This window comes from Maribacter sp. C-4077, from assembly GCF_055378385.1.
Window position 1 is genome coordinate 3975734 of the sequence record NZ_AP038807.1, and the last position, 26640, is coordinate 4002373.

At 43.3% G+C, this 26640-nt stretch carries 20 protein-coding genes; 3 read left to right on the forward strand and 17 right to left on the reverse strand.

Annotated elements, in window-relative coordinates; all coding sequences use genetic code 11:
* The first annotated feature begins 143 nt into the window (after positions 1-143).
* Positions 144-914: a DUF481 domain-containing protein gene (locus tag ACZ41C_RS17285; RefSeq protein WP_464563244.1), complete on the forward strand. Its 771-nt coding sequence runs from the start codon at positions 144-146 to the stop codon at positions 912-914.
* 119 nt (positions 915-1033) lie between these two features.
* On the opposite strand, the gene ACZ41C_RS17290 is transcribed toward ACZ41C_RS17285, so the two are convergent.
* The 7 genes from ACZ41C_RS17290 to ACZ41C_RS17320 form a co-directional block, all read right to left on the reverse strand.
* A complete protein-coding gene (locus ACZ41C_RS17290) occupies positions 1034-1813 on the reverse strand; it encodes a hypothetical protein (RefSeq protein WP_464563246.1) in 780 nt (259 codons plus the stop codon).
* A 102-nt stretch (positions 1814-1915) separates the two neighbouring features.
* On the reverse strand, positions 1916-2803 hold the full coding sequence (locus tag ACZ41C_RS17295) for a hypothetical protein (RefSeq protein ID WP_138259641.1): 888 nt from the start codon (positions 2801-2803) through the stop codon (positions 1916-1918).
* A 22-nt stretch (positions 2804-2825) separates the two neighbouring features.
* Complete coding sequence (locus tag ACZ41C_RS17300; RefSeq protein WP_464563248.1) at positions 2826-3536, reverse strand: class I SAM-dependent methyltransferase; 711 nt, start codon at positions 3534-3536, stop codon at positions 2826-2828.
* Positions 3537-3560: 24 nt separating this feature from the next.
* The gene (gene ggt / locus ACZ41C_RS17305; RefSeq protein WP_464563250.1) at positions 3561-5267 is read right to left on the reverse strand and encodes a gamma-glutamyltransferase; all 1707 of its coding nucleotides are present in this window, start codon (positions 5265-5267) and stop codon (positions 3561-3563) included.
* A 223-nt stretch (positions 5268-5490) separates the two neighbouring features.
* Positions 5491-6279 (reverse strand): 3-keto-disaccharide hydrolase, encoded by a 789-nt coding sequence (locus ACZ41C_RS17310; RefSeq protein ID WP_464563252.1) that lies wholly within the window; start codon positions 6277-6279, stop codon positions 5491-5493.
* 133 nt (positions 6280-6412) lie between these two features.
* The gene (locus ACZ41C_RS17315) at positions 6413-8590 is read right to left on the reverse strand and encodes an Ig-like domain-containing protein (RefSeq protein WP_464563254.1); all 2178 of its coding nucleotides are present in this window, start codon (positions 8588-8590) and stop codon (positions 6413-6415) included.
* A 485-nt stretch (positions 8591-9075) separates the two neighbouring features.
* On the reverse strand, positions 9076-10116 hold the full coding sequence (locus ACZ41C_RS17320; protein WP_464563256.1) for a leishmanolysin-related zinc metalloendopeptidase: 1041 nt from the start codon (positions 10114-10116) through the stop codon (positions 9076-9078).
* Between the two features lie 280 nt (positions 10117-10396).
* Here ACZ41C_RS17320 and ACZ41C_RS17325 point away from each other — a divergent pair, with 280 nt between their 5' ends.
* Together ACZ41C_RS17325 and ACZ41C_RS17330 are read left to right on the forward strand one after the other, a co-directional pair.
* A complete protein-coding gene (locus ACZ41C_RS17325) occupies positions 10397-12271 on the forward strand; it encodes an immunoglobulin domain-containing protein (RefSeq protein ID WP_464563258.1) in 1875 nt (624 codons plus the stop codon).
* Positions 12272-12394: 123 nt separating this feature from the next.
* A complete protein-coding gene (locus ACZ41C_RS17330; protein ID WP_464563260.1) occupies positions 12395-13261 on the forward strand; it encodes a DUF808 domain-containing protein in 867 nt (288 codons plus the stop codon).
* An 8-nt stretch (positions 13262-13269) separates the two neighbouring features.
* On the opposite strand, the gene ACZ41C_RS17335 is transcribed toward ACZ41C_RS17330, so the two are convergent.
* The 10 genes from ACZ41C_RS17335 to ACZ41C_RS17380 form a co-directional block, all read right to left on the reverse strand.
* The gene (locus ACZ41C_RS17335) at positions 13270-14115 is read right to left on the reverse strand and encodes an MORN repeat-containing protein (protein ID WP_464563262.1); all 846 of its coding nucleotides are present in this window, start codon (positions 14113-14115) and stop codon (positions 13270-13272) included.
* 33 nt (positions 14116-14148) lie between these two features.
* A complete protein-coding gene (locus tag ACZ41C_RS17340) occupies positions 14149-14979 on the reverse strand; it encodes a DUF2490 domain-containing protein (protein WP_464563264.1) in 831 nt (276 codons plus the stop codon).
* Between the two features lie 2 nt (positions 14980-14981).
* Complete coding sequence (locus ACZ41C_RS17345; protein ID WP_464563266.1) at positions 14982-16895, reverse strand: hypothetical protein; 1914 nt, start codon at positions 16893-16895, stop codon at positions 14982-14984.
* A 94-nt stretch (positions 16896-16989) separates the two neighbouring features.
* Entirely contained in the window at positions 16990-18228 is a 1239-nt protein-coding gene (locus tag ACZ41C_RS17350; protein WP_464563268.1) for an aminotransferase class V-fold PLP-dependent enzyme, read from the reverse strand.
* A gap of 69 nt (positions 18229-18297) precedes the next feature.
* Positions 18298-21291 (reverse strand): VPS10 domain-containing protein, encoded by a 2994-nt coding sequence (locus tag ACZ41C_RS17355; RefSeq protein ID WP_464563270.1) that lies wholly within the window; start codon positions 21289-21291, stop codon positions 18298-18300.
* Between the two features lie 149 nt (positions 21292-21440).
* Entirely contained in the window at positions 21441-22724 is a 1284-nt protein-coding gene (locus ACZ41C_RS17360; RefSeq protein WP_464563272.1) for a prolyl oligopeptidase family serine peptidase, read from the reverse strand.
* A gap of 71 nt (positions 22725-22795) precedes the next feature.
* Complete coding sequence (locus ACZ41C_RS17365; RefSeq protein ID WP_464563274.1) at positions 22796-23650, reverse strand: aminotransferase class IV; 855 nt, start codon at positions 23648-23650, stop codon at positions 22796-22798.
* Positions 23651-23652: 2 nt separating this feature from the next.
* The gene (locus tag ACZ41C_RS17370) at positions 23653-24843 is read right to left on the reverse strand and encodes a PQQ-dependent sugar dehydrogenase (protein WP_464563276.1); all 1191 of its coding nucleotides are present in this window, start codon (positions 24841-24843) and stop codon (positions 23653-23655) included.
* Positions 24844-25117: 274 nt separating this feature from the next.
* Positions 25118-25789: a flavodoxin reductase gene (locus ACZ41C_RS17375; protein WP_464563278.1), complete on the reverse strand. Its 672-nt coding sequence runs from the start codon at positions 25787-25789 to the stop codon at positions 25118-25120.
* A gap of 149 nt (positions 25790-25938) precedes the next feature.
* A complete protein-coding gene (locus tag ACZ41C_RS17380; RefSeq protein WP_464563280.1) occupies positions 25939-26568 on the reverse strand; it encodes an SDR family oxidoreductase in 630 nt (209 codons plus the stop codon).
* Between the last annotated feature and the right edge of the window lie 72 nt (positions 26569-26640).

Genomic DNA, 26640 nt, shown 5'->3' on the forward strand with positions numbered 1-26640 from the left:
AGGGATGCCTGTTGACCTTCGATTCTAGGCAAGCTACTCCTTCATAGATTTGGGCACTACACTTAAAAACCTAGCTGAGGTGGGCGGAAAGTTATATCGATTGGTTTTGGGTACCTTTGACAAAAACGAGCCAACCCTATATAATGAAACCCTTGAAAACCCTAGTCTCCTTTCTTATTTTATGCTTTATATCGAATTCGGTTATGGGTCAATTGGTCAATATCGAGTCAAAGCGCATGCAAACAGATTCGACCCGATTCGCCCTAAAAAGCGATGTGCTTTTCGATTACACGGATAACAATGGGGATTATATATTCCAAGTGGCGTCCAACCTTACCACGCAGGTAAAATCCAAGGATTTAAACAAAATTTACTTTTTCATCGGTAACTATAAGCTCATACGAAGTAAAGCCCAGGATTTTCAGAACACCTGGTTTTTCCATGTGCGGTATAATCAGAAATTGTCGAAGCTATTTCGCTTGGAAGCCTTTGTCCAGAACCAGAACAATGCCTTGTTGACCATTACGAGTCGGAATTTGGTCGGTGCCGGTATTCGGTTAAAGTTTTTATCCACCGAGCGAACCACCGCTTATTTTGGGAATGCGTATATGTATGAAATTGAAGAAGTGGCGGAAACCGACCAACGATTCTTCAATCACAGAAACAGTAGTTATCTCTCCGTTAACCAAGCGTTTAAAAATACCAAGTTGGATATAACCGGAACGGTATATTTTCAGCCCCTGTACGATGCCATCAACAACCACCGAATTTTATGTCAGCTGAAAGCGGAATTACCTATTAGTAAAATTATTAGCCTCTCTGCACTCTATAACTACTTCTACAGTAGTTTTTCGCCAATCAGGGAGAATGACCGTGCCTCCAACGTTAGCTTTGGACTGACGTTTACGATTTAAATCTATTGGGTTTAAACTTTTTCTAGCCAATTATTGGGAAAATACAATGGCTTTATCCGTTTTGAATACCAGTAGGGAAAAGTTCGCAATGAATGTATTTTGAATCTTTGATATTATGATTACAAAACTGTACCATTTTCCAACCAACGTTGCAAAAGCGGTTCATTATGGGAAATGGCCACAAGATGAAATTTTTTGAATTTTGTAAGCACCCGTGATTCATTTAGTTTTTCCATACAGACGGAAACAGGTGAAAAATAGTTGGAATGAATTAAAAGTAATTCTCCGTCCCTTTTTAAAAGATAGCCCACGTGGCCTTCATCAAAACCTATAAAATAGAGTCCTTCGTGAGTCAAACGATCGATTTCCGCCAAGGCATTCTCCGGGGTTTCTTGTACAAAACTTTTAATTTCAGACCCACAACTGATCATTTTTGCTTCATCTAAGGGCGATTTTTGGGCCAAGGTATATCGATTTAGCTTTACACCCATATCACGTAAGGTGGTAGATATAAAATATCCACATGCTATTTTTCCTTGATTGGGAACTTCTGTATGACCCCCGAAACTCCAAGGTGTGCCATACCAGTGTGGAAGGATTTCATTAACCAACTGATTGGTGAAGGCCTTTTTAACGTGGTCAAGGGTAATAGTGCCTGTCCTAAGGTCTTTCTGTAATTTTACTCGTAGGGATTCGGCGGCCGTTTTGGTATTTTTATAGGAAATGGCGATACTATCGGAATCCATCTCAAAAAGTGCTGTTTTCTTTTCGTTATCCTCCTTTAATTCTTCAAGAGGCCCTTTCATTTCCGATGCATGGGATACATCCCTATTTTTACCGGCATTCACCTTAGAGGGAAGTGTAAAAATCAGGGAAAATAATAACGAAAGATAAAACATGATTTTTCCAAGTGCTCGTGTTCCTTATAGTAAAGTAACGTATTCATTACGAATTAAGTATGTATAAAAAGTTAAATCCTGCACCTTAACTTCCCCTATTCCCTAAATACTGAGGTTAACCCCCCACCAAACTTCGTAATCCCTAGGTACCAAAGGTCGGTAACTTTGAAATCCTTGATCGGCAATCTTAAGGCCTTCAATTTCATTTTTTTCATTTCGCACGTAAGCGATGAAAATGAAGGAATGTCCGTAGGGGTCCAGTTTCTTCACATCAGCTCCCTTTACCACTTTTTCATAGTCATCCTTAAATCGCCATACCTGCATCAACGCCCCGGGTTGCAACTCCCCTGCCCAAACCCCCTTTGTATCGACTAAGGTTCCCATACCGGCATACGCCACAGCCCCTGCGTTTCCCTTGCCTCTGTAGGCTTCCGGAAGGCTTCGCCAACCCCTTTTCGTATCGGAAGCGGACACATAGAGTAAATTATAGACCTGTTTTGGGGTATACCTCTTTGTGCCCATATATTCCGGTAAGTCCTGATAAACGGAGTGGCCATGGATTTCTTTGTAAGCTTTTTCAAAACGGGTTTTACTCACGGTGAGACAGTGGCCCGTGGGTTCCTTATTCTCGCTTTTTAAATAGTTCTCAACGATTCTTTGCGCTACCAGACTTTTAGGAGTTACATCAACAGATACTGCCTTATCCCTTTGTGCTAGCGAGTCCAATGTACTAATTGCGTTCAAAGGAGTCATATTTAAAGGCAGGTTAATGTAATCATGGTCATCAAATACATAACTCCAGGTATTCGACCTTGTTCGATGGCTGTTTGGCCGTTCTAGCATAACTTTCTCCTCTGGTGCGGCTAGAGTTATTCTTTGCTGGATATTTTGTTTGGAAGCACAACCAACCAAAACAAATCCAAAAGTAATATTACCTATAAACCACTTACAGAACTTTCTAAGCCCTTTGGATAACAAAATGCGGGTCATTTTTAGCCAACGGTTCTAATTACTACTCTTTCACAAACACCATACAATGTTGCCAAGGAAGGTTGCCATCATTTTGCTTTAATGTAAACCCTCCAGCTTCCCACTCCTTTGTGGCTTGGGCCTCGGTCATTTTATGGAGCTCCTTTATGGGAACGCTCCTATCCTCTCCTCTATACTCGATCAGAAATACAGCTCCATCCGGTTTCAGCGCTTTTTTTATGGATGCAATCATTTCTTTCGGATAGGCAAATTCGTGATAGACATCCACCATCAGCACCTTATCGACCGCATTTTCCGGAAGGTTGACACTCCTTTCACTTCCCAGTACAATTTGAACATTCGGTACATTTTGGGACTCTTTTTTTGAGTCGATGGCCGCAAGCATTTCCTTTTGGATGTCCACGGCATACACGGTTCCTTGTTTTGCCTTAGGAGCCATTTTAAATACATGGTAGCCGGAACCCGCCCCGATATCGGCAATGACATCCGTGGGCTGAATATCTATGTTCTTGAGCAATTTGGAGGTGTTCTCCTCTTCCTCACGCTCCGGGCGTTCCAACCAGTTCATGCCTTGAAATCCCATGACATAGGCAATTTCCCGCCCCATATACCATTTCCCGATTCCATTTGGGTCGCCCTTCTTATAAACATACTCCCCAGTGGCATCCTGTGCCTGCCCCTTACACGAGCAAACCATAAGTAAACCGATGCATAGAAAGATTCTGGTTGCCATACTTCTTGCTTTCATCATTCCGATTTAATATCCAGCCGCTTGACCATCCTTGCGGGATTCCGACGCACCCGAGTATACTTTATTTTCCAAATCGACACCAATGGCCTGATAGCCTCCATACATGCCTACCCCAAAACCAATGCGATGGCCTTTTTTTCGTAATTCCCGTCTGGTTTCAGGTGCAAAACCGGACTCAAGATTCAAGGTGCCTCCGTTGGTCATTTCGGATCCTGTAGGCTGTGAACTTCCTGTGTGTCGCATTCTGGGTGCATCCCCAGCTTCCTGCAAATTCATACCAAAGTCAACAACGTTCACTACAATCTGTGCATGGCCCTGGGGCTGAACGGCCCCGCCCATGAGTCCGAAACTTACCCACGGTTTACCATCCTTGGTAATGAAAGCAGGGATTATGGTATGAAAGGGGCGTTTCCCCGGTTCCAGGGCATTGGCATGCTCTTTATCCTGTACATTGAACATTTGTCCCCTGTTCTGGAGGACAAATCCCAATCCGTCCGGCACCATGCCAGAGGCAAATTCGGAATAAATACTTTGTATCAAGGAGACCATGTTGCCGTCCTTATCGGCTACGGTCAAATAGGTTGTATTACCCGTTTCAATTTCCATATCCCCTGCGGGATAGGTATCGGCCGCTTTGTCCATGTTTATAAGCTTTCTTCGTTGCGCAGCGTATTCATCCGATAGCAATGTTTCCAAAGGAATTTTGTTGAAATCCGGGTCGGCATAGAACTTCGCCCTATCTTCATAGGCCAGTTTTTTTGCTTCCGTGAGCACATGCAGGTATTCGGTACTGCCAAAACCCATCCCCTTGATATCAAATCCCTCCAGGATATTCAATATCTGCAGGGCTGCTGTACCTTGTCCGTTGGGCGGCAATTCCCAAACATCATAACCCCGATAGTTCACGGACACAGGTTCCACCCAATTGGAAGTGTGGTTGGCCAGATCTTCATAACGTAAGAATCCGCCGTGCTTTTTCATGTAGCTGTCAATCGTTTTGGCAATAGAACCCTTGTAAAAGGCATCCCGACCCTCTTTGGCAATAAGCTGATAAGTATTGGCTAAATCGGTATTTACAAACACCTCCCCCTTCATAGGCGGACGGCCCTTGGGCATATAGGTCTCCGCAAAACCGGGCTGGTCTTGAACCGATTCATAGTTCGATACCATTTCATAGGCGATGACCTCGGATACGGGAAAGCCGTTGTTGCCGTAGTCGATGGCGGGTTTTAGGATATCCTGCATAGGTATTTTCCCGAATTTTTCATGGAGCTGAAACCAACCGTCCACACAGCCCGGTACCGAGACGGGCAGCGGTCCGTAAAACGGTACGTATTTCATACCATTATCCATAAAATAATCGATGGAGAGGGATTTTGGTGCCCTACCACTTCCATTGAAACCGTACAGTTTTTGTTCCTTGGCAGACCATACGATGGCGAAGATATCGCCGCCAATACCACAGCTTGCAGGCTCCACCAAGCCAAGCACCGCATTGGCGGCAATGGCCGCATCCATGGCACTACCCCCTTTTTTAAGGATGTCCAAGGCAGCTTGGGTGGCCAAGGGCTGACTAGTGGCGGCCATCCCGTTTTGGGCCAGAATTTCTGAGCGGGTAGTAAAGGTTTCTCCGGTGAGTCGGTCTTGGGCATTTAGTACGGCCCCCAAGGCAACCAAGGCAACCAAGGCAATCATGGTGGTTACAAATTTCATTTTCATAGGTTTTTGGTGACAAAAATGTTTGACCGGAAAGGCACGGTCGTCTTATACCCTTAAATATAAGGATAGTCCATTCGAATTTCACGACTTTTATAAAAATTGATGCACAAGGAAGCGCAAAAACCCTTCGGTTCCCCTTTTTTGAAGTGGTCGTGAACAGGGACGGATAGCCCTTAAATTTATTCTTTGATTCGTTTAAAAGCGCTATCCCGAATAATCACGGCAATTCCCGGATTTTTATATCACGGAACCAGGATTCAAAATACCAATTTTGGAGAGCAATCTTTCCTTTGGTGGCCTTCCCAAAGGCGGGCCGGTCCTTAAAATTGGAGGCTGCGACCGTTTTGGACCATTCTGGAGCCGTTAGATCCACATCCGCTGTACGTATCCCATTGAGATAGAATTGAAGCCGGCCATCTTGTTGCACGATCTTGGCGGTGTTCCATTGTCCAGTGGGATGTGCTTCGGCCTCATTGGTTTGTGGATACAGGCCCCAAAGGCAACCGGGTCTTTTTAGGGGCGTATTTGTATCCGAGTGTTCAGGGTCCAATAGTTGATATTCTGGACCGGTCTCATAGGTCGCACGATACACTGGGGTTTCCTGAACATTGATGAAGACACCGCCGTTACCGCGAAGGCCCATTTGCCACTCGAATTGAAGTTCGAAGTTCTCGAATTCGGTATTTGTTACCAAATCCCCAAATACTCTGCTTTCATCTGTAGCGTTGCAATAAATGGCACCATCTTTCACTTCCCAAGCCGAAAAGCTTGTAGAATCGGGTTTATTAAACAAATGCCACCCGTCCAGGGTCTTACCATCAAATAGTAACCTCCACCCCTGCTCTTTTTCGATATCCAACAATTGATTGTGAACCTTGTTTTTAATGGCGAGTTCCTTGGAGCGTTCAATTTTGAATTTCGCTTTTTCTTCCTGCTGCTTACAGGAAAAAATCAATAGCAAAAAACATAGAAAACTAAAGGAAATGCGATTTAATGAAATGGTCATTTGATCATTTTGAATTACTTACTATCGTTCATAAACTTGATTTGGGTGCCATACCCAAAAGTTTTCTAAAGTAACCAAAATTTACTTAGGTGCTGATAGTAATGTAGTTTTCTACTATGACAAGTATTCACGTCTACCACCAATTCCAAAAATAATCGTTGTTGGAAAATATTTGGGTAGTTTCACCCGTAAAAATACTCTCGAACCTTGGCGCTGCCTTTTTAAATGCCTTATTACCTTTAATTATCTGTTCTAGATACGAGTTATAACCATTGAATGATTCATATCTACCTACGGATACCCTACCAATCTCAATCTGATTATTCTTGTAGACATCGTAAATTGGAAAATTCTGTAACAGTTCGGGTATTTTGGGTAATGCTATGGATGTGATTTTAGAGCTATCAAAAAACAAATTCCATTGATAGGGCGCCCCTATATCATAGCCACCTTCCATATAAATTTCACCTATCGAATGCCCTGTTCCAGTGGTCGAAATTTGTACTTCGTTATTTGTCATTGAAAAATTAACGGTCCAATCTGGAATGCTAATATTATCCCGGGGAATACCTAAACCTTTGGATTGATAATTGCCTGAATTAAAAGTATAGGCATGGGAATAAAACTGGGTATTTAAAACATAATTGTATCCAAAACTGGCATTGGCTCCATATCCGTAACTCCAAATTTGATGGTAGATATCATTGACTTCACCTGTTTGATTAAAAAAACCATAAATACTTAAATTCTTTGTTTCGGTCATATATTCTGCAGGTGTCATAATTATTTGTTTATCAACTAAATTGTCCTGAACGAAATCTGAATAATTAATCTCGAAACCGGAAGCTATAGGCCTCTCAATCAATAAGTAACTGTAAAAATTGGTAATGGGATTAAATCCATACATATATGCAGGATCCTGAGTATTCATCATGTTTGAACTTGTAAAATTGGTAATAAGGGGATCGCCTGCTTCATTAGAGGAAAAATAATAATCTCTTCCAAAAAAGGAGAGCTGTAAATCCTGAGGTTTTCCATTAATGGGATAATACGTACCGCCATCCCCGGTGTAACGAGTGGAGGTCTCCAGGGTAAGTGTATTTAGGTTTTCTAGATTGACATTGGTTATACTGTACAAATAAGAAGCAACACCATTTGACCCCAAAGATGCAAAAGTTATGGTGAATTCTTGATCTATAGCAAAGTTCTCAACTGCATGTAATTTTACTTGTCTAGAATCATGGGTGAGTTGTTCAATATCAATCAAACTACCGTCCAAATTCGAAGCTATGACATAATGAGAAGCAGGGATATTATAGCTTAAATAATCATCCGGAATATTTAAAGTAAATATGAGCCGCTGTAATAATATACTCCAAATAGAAATGGTTTTATTACCCAAACTATCCGTGGCAATAAATTTAATTTTTCCTTCTCCTAATTCAAAAAGGTCAGGATTGAAATCAAAACTAATTTCTGTAGTTAGATCAAATTCATGAATCAACTCATCCCTAAAGTATAGTTGAAGTGTATCTACCTCTGAAAAGGAATCGGTTACAACTGGATTTAGGGTAATCTGTTCATCGATTATCATATCCGGTTCCAGCGCGTCCAATACTATCTCAGGTCCTGAGTTGTCGACAAGAAAAGTAACAGTGTAGGAGGCTGTATTACCTGCTAAGTCAGAAACCTGAATTTGCAATTCATTGGGTCCATCTTGAAGGTTTGATGTGTCTAGGTTAAAATTGTACTTATTTTCTTGAGCATACGGTATCGATTGTCCATTAACAAGAACAGAAACTGAGGAAATTTCGTCATTATCCGTAGCGGAAAACATAATTGCATTATCAATTCCCTGTAAAATTTCACCTTCTTCTAAGGTAACTTCCGTTATTAAGGGCATATCATTGTCTATTATTATTGTAAATTCTTCAAGAGTTTGATTATCAGCGATATCCGTCACTAGAATACTCAATTTATAATCCGCATTTTTTGAACTAATGACCTGTTTTTTTGCGGAGAAAGAAGTCAAGTCTAAAATCAATTCATAAGGTGCGATTAAATCCTCACCAACTTTTTGATCATCAATAAACGCTTCCACTCTTTTTATTCCACTTTCGTCCTTAGCATCAATACTTATATTTACGCTACTACCCACTTTTATTGGCCCCATGCTTAAATTGGGAATACCTGCTATAGAAACCTCTATTACCGGTGCTACGGTATCAGGAATTTTTTGTTGCTCTTCTTCGGTGGAACATGATTGCAATGAAACAACGAATAAAATGGAATAGCATAGTTTTCTAATCATAAAAGGTTGGTTTTATAATTTTGGCTATGTAAAAAACATGACCCAAATCTTTTTAATAAGAAGGTAACGAATATAGAAGCATTTTCTTACAAGACTTACTATTTATTCCACATTTTATTTGGAAATAACTTTAAAAAAAGCTGTTGTGCGATGCCGAGACTTTTTATTTTTTTTTAAATATTACTGTGTTACTTACCTTTTTGGACATGCTGCGCATTAAGTAACTTACACTTTTTTGGTATTTATTCTTTCACATACCAGTTTAAGAGAATTATGGTGAGCTAGAATCCATGTAACCCAATCAATATAGGTATTTGCTACAGATACTAGTATCTCAACGAATACCATATTTTCTTAACAAACATAATTAATGACCGACCTAAGAGCTTCAGAAATATGTTACACCTCCCAAAAAATTTACATACAAAAAAGCCCATTCCAAACTTTTGGAACGGGCTTTTTGGATCGGACCTTAATTTTCCGAATTATTTTTTCATATTCACAAAACCAATAGGTTGCAATAAGGTTTCCATTTTAGCAATGTGCAGTCCTTCACCGGTACCTTTAGCCGCAATTCCTGGCGTACCTTTGGGCAGATCATAGGATTCCCCAACGCTGGCAGCCCCATACCCTAAATCCGACATAGAGCCTGCTGTGATTCTGCTTAACGGGTTTTCTCCTAAATTTAGGAATCCCGTCATCAACTCGTTGTTGAGAGCTCCTTCATCCCAGTGCCCAAAACGGGTGCCTGGACCAAAGTCGCCTTCGATGGGAAGCTCATCCGTACCACCTTCCGCATTCCAGAACACATTTGCTTTTCTACCTGCAAAATAAGGAGCATCGGGCGTACCGACACGTAATGTTCTATCAAAACCAAAAGGTGCTGTGTTCCATAAGGTACCTATTCCTAGAACATGGCCCATTTCGTGCACGATGACCTCTTCGAACAAATCCAATTGCTCCAGAAAATCCAAGTCGGCCACATCAAAGAACATCACTCCGGATAGTGTCAGGAAATCATCAGTTCTCACAAAGCTTGGCCCTGCCTGACCTAAAATATTCCCTGGACCGTCAATGGGTGCCAACGCTACTTCGATTATAATATCATCCACGGTTCCTTCCTCTACAACAGGTGGCAACCCATCAAATGCGGAAGGTAATGTACCCGTAAAAGATGGAACATCCTTTATGATTATCCGTTCCCATCTGGCAGCGGCAGCCTCAAAGACTTCAGCCTGCCTATCCGTAGGAGGTAACAAATACTTCAACGTAATGTTGAATCGTCCACGGTCCACCCCCGCTGCTGTTGTTGTTTTAAATGCTCCTTCGCCCAAATCATCGATGATTATGGGATCGACCGTACTGGATTTTAATGCCAATTCCATTTTTTGTGCATCCCCCATATCGGGTTCCGGGGAATCCATGGAATCTTCCGTACATGAAACAAATAAAAAAGCACCACAAAGGGCGCCAGATACTAGAAGCTTTGAAAAGCCTACATTCAAATTAATTCTGTTTTTTTTCATTATTAATGTTCGTTTTAATTAGTTGTTAAAAATTATAACATTTAATAGGTTTGAACAAATAAATATCACGATTTTCGATGTATGCACCTTATGCATCAAATCAACCTTATTTCATTTGAACCAAACTTCTTTTGAAAAAGACAGGGGTTTCCAAAAAACAACTGAGAACTAGACACCAAACCACAGCAATCTACCTCGTCACCTTACTTATTTCCTCGTTACCAACAATATTTTTGCGATTCCTGTACCCTTTTGGAACTTTAGGGTGAGAATTAGTTGCATGCTGAAAATCATATTTGAAAAGAAATACCGAAAACTGGGTAACCGAAGACGCTATTATTTCTTTGGGTGTTTCCTTATGTTTTTAGGTCAACTAAGGGCCCAAACCACCTTTGCCGATACTTTTTCAACGGTTTCCTACTCCAGGAATGACGGAAATACCAATTGGGCTACCAACTGGATTGAATCCGGGGACAGCAACAATGGCCCCACGGCACAATATATCCGCATCCAAAGTCAGCAGCTTTACATGTATTATATATGGTCTGAGGAAATTCGAAGAACCGCAAACCTATCCGGGGCAACCTCGGCAACCCTGAGTTTTGATTACACCACCAATAGTTTGGGAGGAACTAGGCAACTGGGTGTTTATATTTCCAGTACGGGCGGTGCCCCATATACGCAAATAGGGACACTTTCCGGTAGTGGCGCATTTTCCCAGGATATATCGGCCTATATTTCGGCAAACACCACGATACGCTTTGCAAAGTCGAACGCCAACTGGAATTCCGATGACAACGCCAGTATTGACAATATGCTTCTCAGTGCTGTGATACCTGTGGATACGGACGGTGACGGCATCGAGGATGTTGCCGACCTTGATAATGACAATGACGGTATTCTGGATTGGGACGAATGCACCTTTACGGCCACCACAACACAAAATTTCACTACTTCCGGGGGTACTTCGGTCACCAATACCGCAACCTCCGGGCGTGGTATTATGTATATTGATTTTATCTCGATCGACAACTCCTTTAACCTGACCGTCAACGGAACGGATATAGCTACCGAGTTTCAGTTCCAGCCTGGGGCACCCGGCAATTTTGCACGGTTCAGTACGGGCTTTACCTATGGACAGGGCGGGGTTCCACAACTTTGGTCCATGACAGGAACGCTGGCCAACCCCATGCTACGGGTAATCGTGGACGCCGATGGAAACCTGAAACTTTTTGGTGCGCAATCCCCAGGCGGCACCCTTTTACCATTAACCTTGGATACACCACCTGTAACGGTGCCATGGAATCCTTCAGGAACCAATACGATCACCATTGGGCAGTTCGTGACCGGACCAACCAACATGAACGGGCAGATCAGGTTCAGTGGGGAATGCGATACGGATGGCGACGGGATCTTTAACAGATTTGACCTGGATAGCGATAACGATGGCATCTATGACGCCGTGGAAGCAGGCCATGGACAGGCGCACACAAACGGTGTGGTGAATGGGGCCGTTGGTACGGACGGGGTTCCCAATTTGGTTCAGACCGACCCTAACGGCGGAAGTACCAACTACACCTACTCCGATAGCGATGGCGATGGTATTTTGGACTCCATAGAACTGGATTCCGATAATGATGGGTGTAACGATGTTTTGGAAGCCGGATTTACGGATACCAATTCGGACGGACTCCTAGGCCCAAACCCCGTTACCATGGATGCCAACGGTGTAGTCACCTCTGGATCGGACGGTTATACGGTGCCTGCCGATGCCGATGCGGACGCCGCGTTCGATTTTAGACAGGCCGGAGTACCGCCCAGTATAACCACACAGCCCTCGGATACCATAATTTGTCCTGGATGTAGTGGTAGTCTATCGGTTTCGGCAACGAATGCCGACACCTATCAATGGCAACGGTTTATAGGAGGTCTTTGGACGGATATTACGGACAATGCCATGTTCAGCGGTTCAAATTCGGCTACCCTCAATATCACCAATCCCACTCCTTCGCAAGATGGGGAGCAGTACCGAGTTGTCTTGACCGATGTTGCCTATATCTGCGCACAGACCACCAGTGCCACCGCCAGCCTACAAATACAGGTAAACACCATCATAACCAACAGACGCATTACCTATAGGGTACGTAAGAATTAGTCGGGCTTCCCAAAGACATACGTAAACCCCAAAAAAGGACGTCAAAATTCGTAAGTTCATTTTTTGGCCATTTGCGTCCCCATAAGTCAGTATCATAATTTACTTTTGCCAAAAATATAGGATATGGCATCAGGTTTTTTTGCAGTACTGGATGATGTGGCAACACTTTTGGACGACGTAGCTACCATGAGCAAGGTGGCCACCAAAAAGACCGCCGGAATCTTGGGGGACGATTTGGCCGTAAACGCCGAGAAGGCATCCGGATTTGTTTCCAAGCGCGAAATCCCCGTGCTTTGGGCGATTACCAAAGGTTCCCTGCTCAACAAGCTTATCATTCTTCCCATTGCCTTCTTGCTGAGTGCCTTCCTTCCTGTTGCCGTAACCATCATCCTGATTCTTGGTGGACTTTATCTGGCCTATGAGGGTGCCGAAAAGATATACGAGTTCTTTTTCCCCCATCACCACGAGGTACCCACCATAAAGGAGGTAGCCCCCAGTAAAAAGGATATCCTTGAATTGGAAAAGGAAAAGATAAAGTCCGCCATACTAACGGATTTTATTTTATCCGTAGAAATTGTAATCATTGCCTTGGGTACGGTCATAAATGAACCACTCACAACACAGATTGGGGTGGTTACGGTAGTAGCGCTTTTGGCGACGGTAGGTGTTTACGGTATCGTTGCCCTGATCGTACGGATGGACGAATTTGGATTGCGACTTATCAATTTGAACGAGGAGGACAATAGTTTTTCGGATAAAGTGGGTCGGTTTTTTGTAAATGCACTTCCAATCGTAATAAAGTCACTTGCCGTTATTGGAACCATAGCCTTACTTTTGGTATCCGGGGGAATCTTTGTACACAATGTACCATTTCTTCATCACATATTCCCCAGCATACCATCCATTTTGTTGGAGTTCGTCATAGGACTTGCAGTCGGTCTTGTGGTACTGCTGCTTGTTAAAGGAATAAAGAAAATCTTTAAAAAATAGGTTGCAACTTATCTATCGTTGATTTCCACCAACTTGTCCTCGTTCCATTCGCCGCTGGCCACTACATCACCTTCTGAATCGAAAAACTTACCAGAACCACTTCGTTTGTCCTCCTTCCACTGACCTGCGTATTTTTCTCCGTTCGGCCAAAAATAGGTGCCAAAACCGTTTCGAAGGTCATCTTTGAACTCCCCGGAGTAATATTCGCCATCTGGCCAATAAAAAGTTCCCTGTCCATGGCGTTGATTGTTCTTCCAATTTCCCTCATACCTGCTTCCGGTTGCCAATAACGCTATGCCATAGCCCTGTGCCTTTCCATCCTTCACCTGACCTATATAATGTAGCTGGTTTCCCTTTCTACTCTTAAAAGTGAGATATTCTCCAAAGGATTTTTGCTTTAGTTGCTTTTTGACTCGCTCCAATTGAAGCTTGGTCTTTTCTAGATTAAAACTTAGGGAGTCGAACTGCCGTACTGCAGCTTCTTCTGATAGGGTATTGATTTGTAGACTATCGGCATTCAAGATGCTACTGTCCTTTGGATTATTGGGATTTCTATTTTGGTTCAGCAGTTTTTCCGCGAGCGCGATGCGAAGCGGAATGCCCATTTTGATTTCCTTGCTCCTGTTGATGGTATCACTATATGATTTTATGGCCAATTCGTAATCGCCTTGCAACAATAGGGAATCCATTTGGGCCAAACGCTCAAAATCCTTCAAATTGTCCAGAATTACTTCCTTTTCTTCCTTAAGTTGGCTTATTTGATGCTGCTGCTGGACGAATCTATAAAGCAATAACATGACCCCTAAAATGGCAACAGCTAAAGCACTAAAATAAAACACTTTTCTTGACTTCATAGTCGGTTCATTTGGTACACTAATACGTACGGTCTAATCCGTCATATGGATTTCCGGAAGTTTATTTTTTATACGCCTAAAATCTGGGGAAAAATACATATGGAAGCGTAGGGTCCACCCTTGTTTGTAATCCCCCGCAAAGACGCGGTCCTGCCCTTGGGAGTACATAATCCCTGCCGCAAAGGTGAGCCGTGGGGTCGCGATGTAACCCAAGGTAGTGGTCAATCGCAAATCTTCCATTGGGCTAGCCACAACGGCCTTGCCACTCTGCATGATAAGTTCCGCTTCTGGGGAAATATAATAGGTTTTCGGTTTTAATTGGGTATCGTTCAGGGGGATTTTAGCGCGAAACATATACCGCCACCGATTCCGGAAAATATATTCACTATTTTCCGCAAACCCCTGTGTCCACCGATGCTCGATACGAATCCGATGATACAACATGGCGGAATATAAGGGCATAGCGAACTGGTATTGATGCCAAATACGCCACTCGGGAACCACATTTCTGTCCGTGGATTCTTCATCGGTATTAAAATTGACGCGCACTACCCCACCCAAACTAAAGTTGGTTTTTTTATCGTAGATGTAGCCAATGGCGTGTCGGTTATAAATTTGAGCGATCTGCCCAATGAACGGGGTGTTCTCCGTTTCCTCGAACCTGAAATGGGTCTGGGCATCCCAGAAAAAACGCTTGCCGATTCGTATGTTCCCGTAGGTATTGAACCACACCTTGGATACGGGCTCCTTATATTTTGAATTTTCCGGCAAAACTATGGGTTCGGATTCCTGTCCGTAGGTAACGAAAACAATCGCCAAAAGGGAAAGGATACACCCAAAAAAGTTCAATTTACCTTTTCTCATGCCTAGTCTTCTTTTGGGATTTGCTGTTGGAACAACTTCAAGATCTCTTCTGCCGTTCGTGCCCTTTTAAGTTTTCCTTCCAATTTTCGGGTTTCCTCGTTTCGTAAATCCACCATTCGGTTATTGGCATACACAATCTGTTCCCGTAATAAGGCAAACCAATCACATTCCCCTGTTTGTGAAATAGTTTGTACAAAATAAGGCACCAAAATATCCCTATACGCCTCCACGATACGCTTTTTGACCTCTTCCTCCATGACAGTTGCCATGAAGGGATTCCAGATATCGTCCGTATAGAGCGCCTTAATTTCTTTGATTTTTTCCGGAAAATTGGAAAGAAGTTTGATCAGGGATCTGATATCCTCCAAACAGGATTGTAGGTCTTCCCCAAAACTCAATTTTTCGCCCGGGTTGGAAATATTTGCATAGGTTGCCAATTTTTGATTGGCCGTATCGCCCAAATTTTTCAAGGCATTGGCATAATTTTCCGGAAGCTGGGGCAATAGGGAATCGATTTGCTTTTCAATACCGTTGTTTACGGAAATTAGGTTGGTCTCCAGTTCTTTTAAGGATTGGATCTGAATATCGTCCGATAGTTTATTAGACAGTTGGTCCATGACATATTCCATGCTCATTTGGGCATAGACACTTATTTGCTCCATGGCTTGAAGACCACTACCTTGAAAGTTGAAAGCATCGGCTTCGGGCAGTTGAAATGGCTCTTGCCCGACCTGTACCTCGATAGTCTTATCGGGAATTCCGACCGGAAAGATACGCTCTTCAATAGTGGATGGATTTACAAATTCAAAAATTTGATTTTGGTAAAGATCTACATAGGATTCCAAGGGACTCAGAAATTCCGATACCAATTTTTCGGTAACCGAATACCAATACTGAGCATCGGTATCCGTTCTTCGGATAATATTGAGGTGGCTATTGGAAAGGATAGTCTTGGACAGTTCCGATGCTTGGGTCAAATTATCGGAAATCCGTTCCAAGGTCTCCTTTTGAAGGCTGTCCAAAGCATACACAGGAACCTGTACCTTTATATTCGTATCAAAGGGAACAGAGCCCAATTGTGTAAGTATCGAATTGATCTTTTGGTACGCTTCGCGGTTCCTGGACAACAGTTGCAACGTGTTGCCCTGACCTATCTTATCCCGCAAGTTATATCGTAAAAGCAACAGGAATCGGTCGTCCAAGGAAATCGTCTCGTACCGTGGTGCCTCCGTATCGAAAATCACGACCTCCTCACCAGTAGCATCAAAAACGATTTTTTGTAGGAGTCCGTCTTCAAAGTGCCATGTTTCGTCCACTTCCAAGGCATTGCTTCCATAACTGGTCCATGCATCATGCGCCAAACCGTTTCTAAGAAACCTTCCAACAAGCGCGCTACTATCACTTTCTATCCTGAAGCTTTGCTGGGGAACGCCCTTTTCAAAGTTGAATTCACTATGGAACAGCTTGTTCGTTACTTCGGAGTTTTCAACCTCCTGTACCGAAATCTGCCAATCGCCATCCGGGAGACCGTCGGATAAAACACCGGTCGCCATTTCCTGGGTGCCGCTGACCAAAATCCGATATTCAAAGTCCACGACCTCGCTTTTACTGTCCGAGGTATATTTTCCAAATTGAAATTGCCACGGACCATTGGCCAAGGCGTCGCTAAAACTGCCCTTGATGGTAAATGAGGCGTCCTGTTCTTTCAATAAGGTCTCCAAATTGGACTTTTGAAACAAAAATGGGCCATCCAGCAGCGTATCGGTTTCCGAAGTATAATACTGATAACGTGCATTGCCCGTGTATTTTCCAATTTGGAACGGTCCTTCATATTCACCTTTTTCCTGAGCAATCAGTAAGGTCTGACAGAAAAGCAGAAAAAGGAGTGTGAATCCTTTGTATGTAAACCTATTCATGCGGCAAAAATAGTGTTTAAGAAGCATTTAGATAGCGTTAACACCTTGTTGATTACAAAATGAATCTTTTGGGTCAAAAAAGAACGCTAAAAGATTAACCTAGACTTTCTATAACACGAAAGGCACGGTCTATTTCTTCCTTTGAATTATAGACATGAACGGAATGACGGATCATTTTATCGCCCACGGACCGAGGCTGCAATCGCTCCTTTTCCCACATGGCTGTTTGCAAATCGGGTCCCGAAATACCGGCAACACCATAGGTCGTAATCCCTGCGGCCATTTCCTCATTCGTGGAGGAGTAAATGGTAACATGCGGAAGCTGTTTTAGACCATTGCGCAAATACATGCCCAATTCCTTGATCCTCCCCAGCCATTGTTCCGCCCCAATCGTATTGAAGAAATCCACCGCGGCATCGTAACCGGCCAAAAGTCCGGCATTCCCCGTACCATTTTGCATGAGTCGGAATCCATGGTCTTCCTGATTGTCCCAATTGTAACTGGCGATGGTGGACCATATATCCGAAGCAACATCCTTGTTGATGTACAAAAGGCCACTTCCGGCAGGCGCCAAAAGCCATTTGTGCAGGCTGGAATAATAAGCATCGCAGCCTATGTCCCGTACATCTACCGGAACCTGCCCAACACACTGGGCGCCGTCCAATACCGTAAAGATACCCATATTCTTGGCCTTTTGGCATATTTCCTTGACCGGCATCACCGTTCCATAACCTGACACGATATGGGGTATGGCAATGACCTTCGTTTTTTTGGTTACCTGCTTAAAAATAGCGTCCACAATTTCCTGCGGGTCGTTGGCCGGTTCTGGTAAGATTGCCTGCTTGTACACACATCCCTTGCGTTTTGCCAATAATTGCCAAGCCCCAAAGCCACCACCGTGTTCCTGATTTGTGTTCAGCAATTCGTCCCCGGGCTTGAGGTCCAGCCCCATTCCTACATAGTTCATCCCAAACGTCGCGTTTTGGATAAGACTGATTTCCCTAAAATCACAATTGATAATGTTCGCCAACTTAGTGCGAAGTTCTTCGTACGAGAAATAGCCGCTCAACAATTTGGGACCTGAATTATTTTTATAGTCGATGGTGGCCGCCTCTACATTGTAATGCAACATATGGTACATCATTTTGTCTAACACGTACCCCGGTGTTGGGCCCATGGTCCCATTGTTAAAATAGGTCTGTCCTTCTTTTAGGGGGAATTGCTTCCGAACGGAATTCCAATACGCATCGTCATAGAAATCCGTTTTTAAAGCCCCTAAGGACCACTCCTTTTTTTGGTCAAAGGACAGCAATGGGGCTGAAAGCAAAGCCAAAGCCCCTTGTTTTAGAAATTTTCTTCGGTGCGACATGGCAAAGGTTGCTTACTTGAACATTCAAACAATTTATAGATTCACTTTTTGTTTCACGGCTTGAAACTGTTGCTGCAAATCCTTGAATCTTTGTACTTCTTCATTGCCCGGTTTTTTATCGGACCCACCTAGGATGTTGGACAGATAGGAAATCTGGGCGACCATCATCTGTTGCGGATAGGCCCCGTCATCGTTTTTTATTGATTTTAATACATTTTCCAAGGCTTCTTTCTCCGCTTTGTCCTTGGTTTCCTTGATTTTCTTTTCCAAGGAATCCTGGAATTTTCGAGCTTCGGACAAAAGGTCGTTTACCTTGTTTTGTAGGGCCAACTGCTCCTGTATCATTTCTTGGGAAACCCCTTCCCGCTCCAAACGGGGATCCATCAGTATATCGAAGGTTTGCTCGGTAGATTTTCCGTCCACCGTCAGTTTGACGGTATAGGATCCTGGCAAAACCATGGGGCCATTTTTATAACTTCTGCTTTTGTTGGAATTCCAGGCCCCTTTTTGCCTTAGGTCCCATGCAAAACGATTGATACCTTTCTTGGTTTCCAATTTGGTGTCCACATACTCAAAGATCATACTCAAGCCCATATCCTCCACGGATTCCTTGGTAGATCTTAATTGGGTGGAATCACTCACGATGGTCGCCACCGTATTTCGGTCCGAGTCAAGTATTTCAATGCTTACCCCATTTTTGTAATCTTGCGGTAGGTAATAATCGATGCTTACGCTGGTGGATGGATAGTTGGGGAAATCACCGGAACCCCATGGCGATCTATAGCGATAGGTATCTTCCGGTTTGAAAACTACCGGTTCCTCGCCTAAGGCTGTTATTTTGGAATCCCTGATGGCACTCACATCGTCCAAAATCCAAAAACCGCGTCCCATAGTGCTCAATATCAAATCACCGCGATGCAGGATAATATCGGTAATGGGAGTTATAGGTAAGTTTTGCTGAAAGGATTTCCAACTTTTCCCGTCATCGAATGAAATGAACATCCCATATTCCGTTCCCAAATACAATAATCCAGGGGTTTTAGGATCTTCTCTGAGTACCCTCGTGGTATGGTCCGATGGAATGCCATTGGCCTCGGTACTCAACACCGTCCAGGTTTTTCCATAATCTTCCGTTTTGTATATATAAGGTTTTTCATCGCCCAGTAGATGTCGGTCTACGGCAATATAGGCTTTGGCAGGGTCGTATTGGGAAGGTTCAACGGACTCCACCCTTCCTCCTTTAGGGAGTTTCTTAGGGGTGACATCGCTCCAAGTCTGTCCCCCATCTTGGGTTACCGAAATAACCCCGTCATTGGAACCTGTCCAGATAAGCCCTTCCTTTATTTTTGACTCCCTGATGGAATAGAGAGTACTGTAATACTCCTCCCCGGTGATGTCCCTTGTGATGGGACTACCGGAAATGACCTGTTTATCGTCCTCATTGGCCGTTAAATCTGGGGAAATGGTTTCCCAAATTTGACCGTTGTTCCTCGTTTTATGAAGATATTGAGAACCCATATACACTACATCCGGATCATGGGGAGAAACATGAATGGGTGCTACCCTTTGGAACCTGTATTTTAAGTCTTTTGGATTATGTCCGTAAATATTGGAGGCCCCAATGGAGTATTCGCGGTCCGTACCCGTAAGCTTGTTAAATACGCTAAACCGACCTTTACAGTTGTTGTACACCACATTAGGATCGCCAGGTTTTGGGATGGCTGGACCGGTTTCACAGCCGCCCACATCCATCATGATCTGTGTACCCTGCGGACCACTGGCTGTCGGTGCCGAACTGGGAATAGCTATGGTGGTATTGTCCTGTTGCGCCCCATAGACCCAATAGGGATACTGGTCGTCCACGGCCACCTGATAGATTTCGGCCGTGGGCTGATTGAATTGTGTGGACCACGTCTTTCCCCCATTGTGGGAAACGTTCGCCCCACCATCATTACATTGGATCAACAGATCGGGATTGTTGGGGTTTAACCAAATATCATGGTTATCACCGTGAGGTACGCTCATACGTTTCCAGGTCTTTCCGCCATCAACCGATTTTAATAGCGGATTTGCATTGGAGTAAACGATATCCGGGTTGGTGGGGTCCAATTCAATGTTGGTATAGTAAAAAGGTCGGTTTACAAGTCCCTCATTGCTGGAGGTTTGGGTAAAGGTCTTTCCTTGATCTACGGATTTATAGACCCCTCCTTCCTTTCCCGGTGCTTCTATTACAGCGTACAGAATACTGGAGTCGTTAGGGGAAACGGCCAAGTCAATTTTTCCAATGAGGCCTTTTGGCAGTCCATCTTCCAATTTTACCCAGTCCTTGCCGCCGTTCACGGATTTATAAATGCCCCCTTCAGAATTCTCTCCGCCCGAAATAATGGTCCAAGGGGTTCTTTGCGCCTTCCAAGCAGCGGCGTACACCACATTCGGGTTACCGGGTAGCAATTCCAGATCGGCAAAGCCCGTTTCATTGGAGACGAAAAGCACCTTTTCCCAGGTATTTCCGCCATCCATAGTTTTGTAAATACCCCGTTCCTCATTGGGTTTAAAGGCATTTCCTATGGCAGCTACCCAAACGATATTGCTATTGGTCGGGTCAATTTCAACGGCACCGATCTGTCCGGCATTTTCCAAGCCGATATGTGTCCAGGTTTTCCCAGCGTCGATGGATTTATAGACCCCTTTTCCGTTGATAATATTACTTCGAATGCCATCCGAACCCGTACCCACATAGACGATATTGGGGTCATTTTGGGCCACTTCGATAGCCCCAATGGACGGTGTCTTAAAAAATCCATCAGAAACATTGTTCCAAGTGGTCCCGTAATCGTCCGTTTTCCACACACCCGCACCTGAAGCTCCCAAATAAAATGTACCCGGAAGCATGGGCGTACCCGTCACGGTGGTGACCCTTCCTCCCCTGTTGGGCCCGATCGTGCGGTATTGGAAAGCGTCAAAGTTTTGGGAAAAAACGGTAAGTCCTAAGAACAGGAAAACAGTGGATAGCAATAGCCTTTTCATGAAAAATGATATTTGAATGTTGGTTTCGCCTAAAGTTACACATTACTCCAAGTTTACCAATTTCCAAAATGGATTTTTAGGATTATCGAAATTCTTTGGGGTAGGATATGTAAAGATTCCGATAATCCATCGGGATATACTTCAAATTTCTATTTGTGCTGTTGTGCCAACCACTCCATAATCGTAACGGGCCTGCTGTCGATAAGGACCGGGCTACCATCATAATCAAAATCGGCATCATTGGCATGGGAATAGATCCACGACCAATGCCCTGGAAAATGATAATCTTCCCCACCATACATACCATTCAAATCGGTTACATGGTCATAGAGGGATAAATGCACGTTGGGTGCACCAGCGGCCACCAATCTTTCATAAAGGGGTACTACGGTTTTTTCGGGAACGGTAGTGTTATCGTCCTTGGAATGCACGAACCATATAGGAATATTAATTATGCTGTTCAATTGTGCCTCCGAGATGAACTCATTGTGATAGGCCAGCGCACTAATGTAGCCAGCTGCGAAATAATCAGGATGGTTCAATAAGAGTTTGAGACTCATGTAACCCCCATTGGAACAGCCACCGATATAGATTCTATCCTTATCGATTCCCGGGTTTTTACCTACGTAATCCTTGATCAAGGCCATCAAGGCCTCGTTGTAAATATCATTGGTGTTCCCCCGTGTATATTCCCCGGACACACTCTGCATCCAAAAGGTGGGCGTCTGGGGTGCCAGTACATAGGCACCTTTAAATATTTCCTGAATCTCTGCGGAAGCATAATTGACAGCTTTGTTGGCAATAAGGGGAATACCAGGGTCGGTGCCACCTTCCCCACCACCATGAAGCCAAATGATCAATGGAAAGCTTCCGGTGCCTTTGGGTTTAAAACTTCCATAAGTAAGGTCGATATCCTTATGGCTAAAAGTTCCCGTTAAATCAAAAATATCAAGGTCGGGAATCATTCTTTTGCCTTCCTTGTCCCACGTTGTTCCCGAAGGTACATGGGTAACGGTCAATTCATAATCGATCCATTGGTTACTGGCCCTGCCATTGGCACCTCGATAATATTTGATTGGGGAACTTAATGGGTCGTTGGGTGCTACCATGAGAACCAATGTCGTAAATTCTCCAGTCTCACTGCGGTCCCCATCTGCATTGGATGGATAGGCATATAACACATTCCTGGTTCCTTGGGCTTCCCCCTCCCGCATTTCTACATTTTCCTTGCTTCGTATAACCTTCACCTCATAATCTCCAAAAACAGCGGGTGTTTCGGATTCAACTTTGGGTACGATTATCTTGTTAACGGCCGGACCCCAATCATAGGCATCAATTAGTAAGGTGTACGTGCCCTGCATGTCGCTTTGGGCCGAAATGGTTAAAAGGGGAAAAATCAAAAATGCGAGAAGAATTTGATGGATGCGTTTCATTTTCAGTCGGTTTAGACTTTGAAAATAAACGATTTCCTTGATTTCACAAAACCCTCCACAGGAATACAGTGCTACCTTTCAATAGTTTTCAATCGAAGGAAGGCTTCCTGCAGCATTTTTGTAATGGGCCCGACATTATTATTCTGATAATATACATGGTCATCCATTTGCCGTATGGAAGCTATCTGTGTGCTCGTACCTGTAAGGAAGGCCTCGTCCATCTCACGGATTTTGTCCATTGGAACGGCCTCCTCACGCAATTCCAAGCCCAATTCTTGGCAAAGCTGAACCACTACCAAACGGGTAATGCCATTTAAAATAAATTCATTGGCCGGATGTGTATACACCACCCTATCCTTCACGAAAAAAACATTGCAATGCGAAGCTTCCGTAACCATGCCGCTTCGGTATAACACCGTTTCATAGCATTCTTGCTGCATGGCCTCCTCGTTGAGCATCACGTTGCCCAAAAGAGAGGTCATTTTAATATCGCATCGGGACCACCTAAAATCTTCCCGGGTAATCACATTTGCATGCAGGGTATTGATATCGGGCAACACCTTAGGAAGTGCATACATAAAAACCGTAGGCCTTATGTCTTTTGGAAAGGAATGCTGTCTGGGGGCAACACCCCGTGTAATTTGAATATATAGGAAACAGTTCTTTCCAATAAGGTTTGTAGCTGCCAGCAATTTGTTGACTTCCTCAGGTATTTGGCCGACATCATACCGAATATTGATTTTTGAAAGCCCCTCTGCAAGCCGAGCCAGATGTGCCTCCTCGTAAAAAAAAGCTCCATTGATCTGGGCCATGGCCTCATAGATGCCATCGCCAAAAATAAACCCTCTGTCAAAGACCGATATTTGGGCTTTTTCAGAAGGTATGATTTCTCCGTTCAGATATACTTTTTCAGGAAACTGGGCCATGATTAGTTGGAAGCTACTTGGGTATCGGAATACGTAACCCTGTAAATGGCGTCTCCATAATCATCGGATATCAACAAAGACCCGTCTTTCATCCACAGTAAATCAACGGGTCTGCCCGTTACTTTCTGGGTCTCGTCATTCAACCAACCATCGATGAAGGGCTCCGTACCCTTAACTTCACCATTTTCTATATCGGCCAGCATAATTCTATAACCTACCTTTTTACTTCTGTTCCAGGAACCATGCTCGGCGATAAACGCTTTTCCATTGTAAGATGCTGGAAACATAGTTCCTGATTTAAATTTCACCGCCAAGGGTGCCACATGTGCTCCCAAAGCTTTAGCAGGTGGCACAAAATCCGAACAAGGACGTTGATCACCAAATTCCGGGTCTTTTACTGTACCTCCGTGACAGAAAGGATAACCAAAATGCTGACCGGCCTCGGTAATATGGTTCAGTTCACAAGGAGGAACATCATCGCCCAACATATCCCTGCCATTGTCCGTAAACCACATCTCACCTTTATCATCCCAAGTAAAGCCTACGGAATTCCGTACGCCGTGGGCGTAAATTTCACGGTTACTTCCGTCGGGGTCCATTCTGGTGATGGTGGCAAAACGTTCGTCTACCACGGTCGAATCACAAATATTGCAGGGGGCACCCACAGGAACGTATAATTTATCATCAGGTCCAAAGGCAATATATTTCCAACCGTGATGGAATTCCGTTGGATAATCATCATAGACCAATTCCTTGTTCAATGTACCACCCAACTGGCTTTCAATATTGGGATATTTCCATAGACTACCTACCTGGGCAACATACAGGTCTCCGTTTCGCATGGCAATTCCGTTGGGAACCTCCATAGTATCGAGCACCATGACCGTTTCGGCTTTATAGTCCCCATCTTTGTCCTGTATAGCGTATACGGTGTTCTCGTTTCTGGTTCCGACAAACAGTGTCCCGTCAGGTCCCAAGGCCATGGAACGTGCACCATCCACTCCCCTGGCATATACCTTTATCTCAAAACCATCGGGTAAATTCAAATCCAATAATGCCAAGTCCGTACTATCCATGGGTACTTCCTCCTTGACATCAGCGCTTTCTTCCTTCTTGTTTTCCTTACAGGAAAATATGCTGAATGCCAGTGCAGCGGCACAGAAAATTTTTAAAAGTGATATTTTGTTTTTCATTGTATTTCAGTTTGCCGCTAAGATACTGAAGCATCCTTACATATTGAAAAATTTTCAATCATTCCCATTGCTCAGAAAAGGGATTATCCTCCCGAAAGGTTTAAAAATCAAAAGCTAAAAACCTGTTCGGTTTTTAGCTTTTGATTTTGGTTTTTTGAAAGTGCCAATCCTTCAAATTGCCCAGTTCAAAAAAAATTATTTGTTCTCACCGGTTACTGTTACCACATGCTATTATTAAAACGTGAATTCCTTTTTCGATGCGATTATTCTGCGTTCAATCAAAATCTTCTGTAATAATATTCTTTTTTGGAATATCCAATTCCAACAAGGCATTATACACACTATCCATCATTGGAGGTGGTCCGCAGAGGTAAAACTTTTTGTCAAGATTCTCGGTGTGGTTTTTAATAAATTCCTTGTCAATGGTACCATGGGGAAACTTGCTGCTATGTTCATCGGAAAGTATATTGATAAAATCTTTTCCCAGCCACCTTTCAAAATCGGATTGAAGAATAATATCACGCTCCCTTTGATTACCAAAGATCAATTTGTTGCCTTCTAAATTTCCTTTTCTGGCCAAATCCTTGATAATTGCGATAAATGGGGTAACTCCTGCCCCACCGGCCAAGAAAATTCCTGGTCCTTGATAAGAAATTGCCCCCCACGAATCACTTATCAACAGCGAATCTCCCTGTTCCAATGTCTGTAATTGATCGGTAACTCCATCGTGGTCCGGATACACTTTGATGGTAAACTGTAAGAAACCATCATCCGGCAAACTGGTAAAAGTAAAGGGTCGTTTTTCTTCTTTCCATTTGGGTTGGTCAATGGACATTTCGCAAGCCTGACCCGGTGTAAAATCATATCCCGAAGGTCTGTCCGTCTGTATTTGGAGTACGTTATGTCTTATAAATCCTATATCTTGAATATTTATTTTATGTGCCATCTTCTTTTGTCTTTTTCTATTTGCTCTATTTTTTTAGTTCTATAAATGAGACCCTCATCGAGGGATTTGTTTTTGTAAATTAAAGATTTTCAATAATTTAAATAATTAATTATCAAGTACTTAAAAAATTTTAATCGTGTAAAAATCATCTAGGAGACCGAATCCAACGCTTTTCCGATCAAGGTATCACCTTCCAAAATTTCAAACGTTTCGTTCGTACCGGCATCTTCATGTAAGGCATGAACTAAGGTTTGGGCCACATTGTCACGGGTAATGGAACCATGCTTTTCAAAATGCCTTTTTAAACTAATCTTTCCTGTTCCCGTATCATTCGTCAATGAACCGGGCCGAACAATCATATAATTTAAATCCGTAGATTTTAAGTATTCGTCCGCATTATGTTTTGCTTGTAAATACTCTTTAAGATCTTCTGTAGTTTCTGGATTATCAGCCCCCATAGAACTTAACATTACAAATCTTTTTACGTTAGCGTTTCTGGATGCATCGATTAATCTCTTGGCTCCTTCCTGGTCTACAGCTACAACTTTTTCACCTCCTGAGCCCGCGGCAAAAATGACTTTATCAATATTTGCAACGGTATGTGTGATATCTTCCTCCAGATCACCTAAAACCGTATCTATCCCGTCGTTTTCAAATTGCGCCAATTGTTCCTTCTTACGAACCATGGCAACAGGATTAAAATATTGGGACTTTTTTAGTAGTTGAACTACTTTTTTGCCAGTAGTACCATTGGCACCGGCAACTAATATATTTTCCATAGTGTGTGTCTTTTTCATTTATGTTAAGATAATAGGAAAGAAGTATGAACCTTACCCGAAATAGTGTAATTA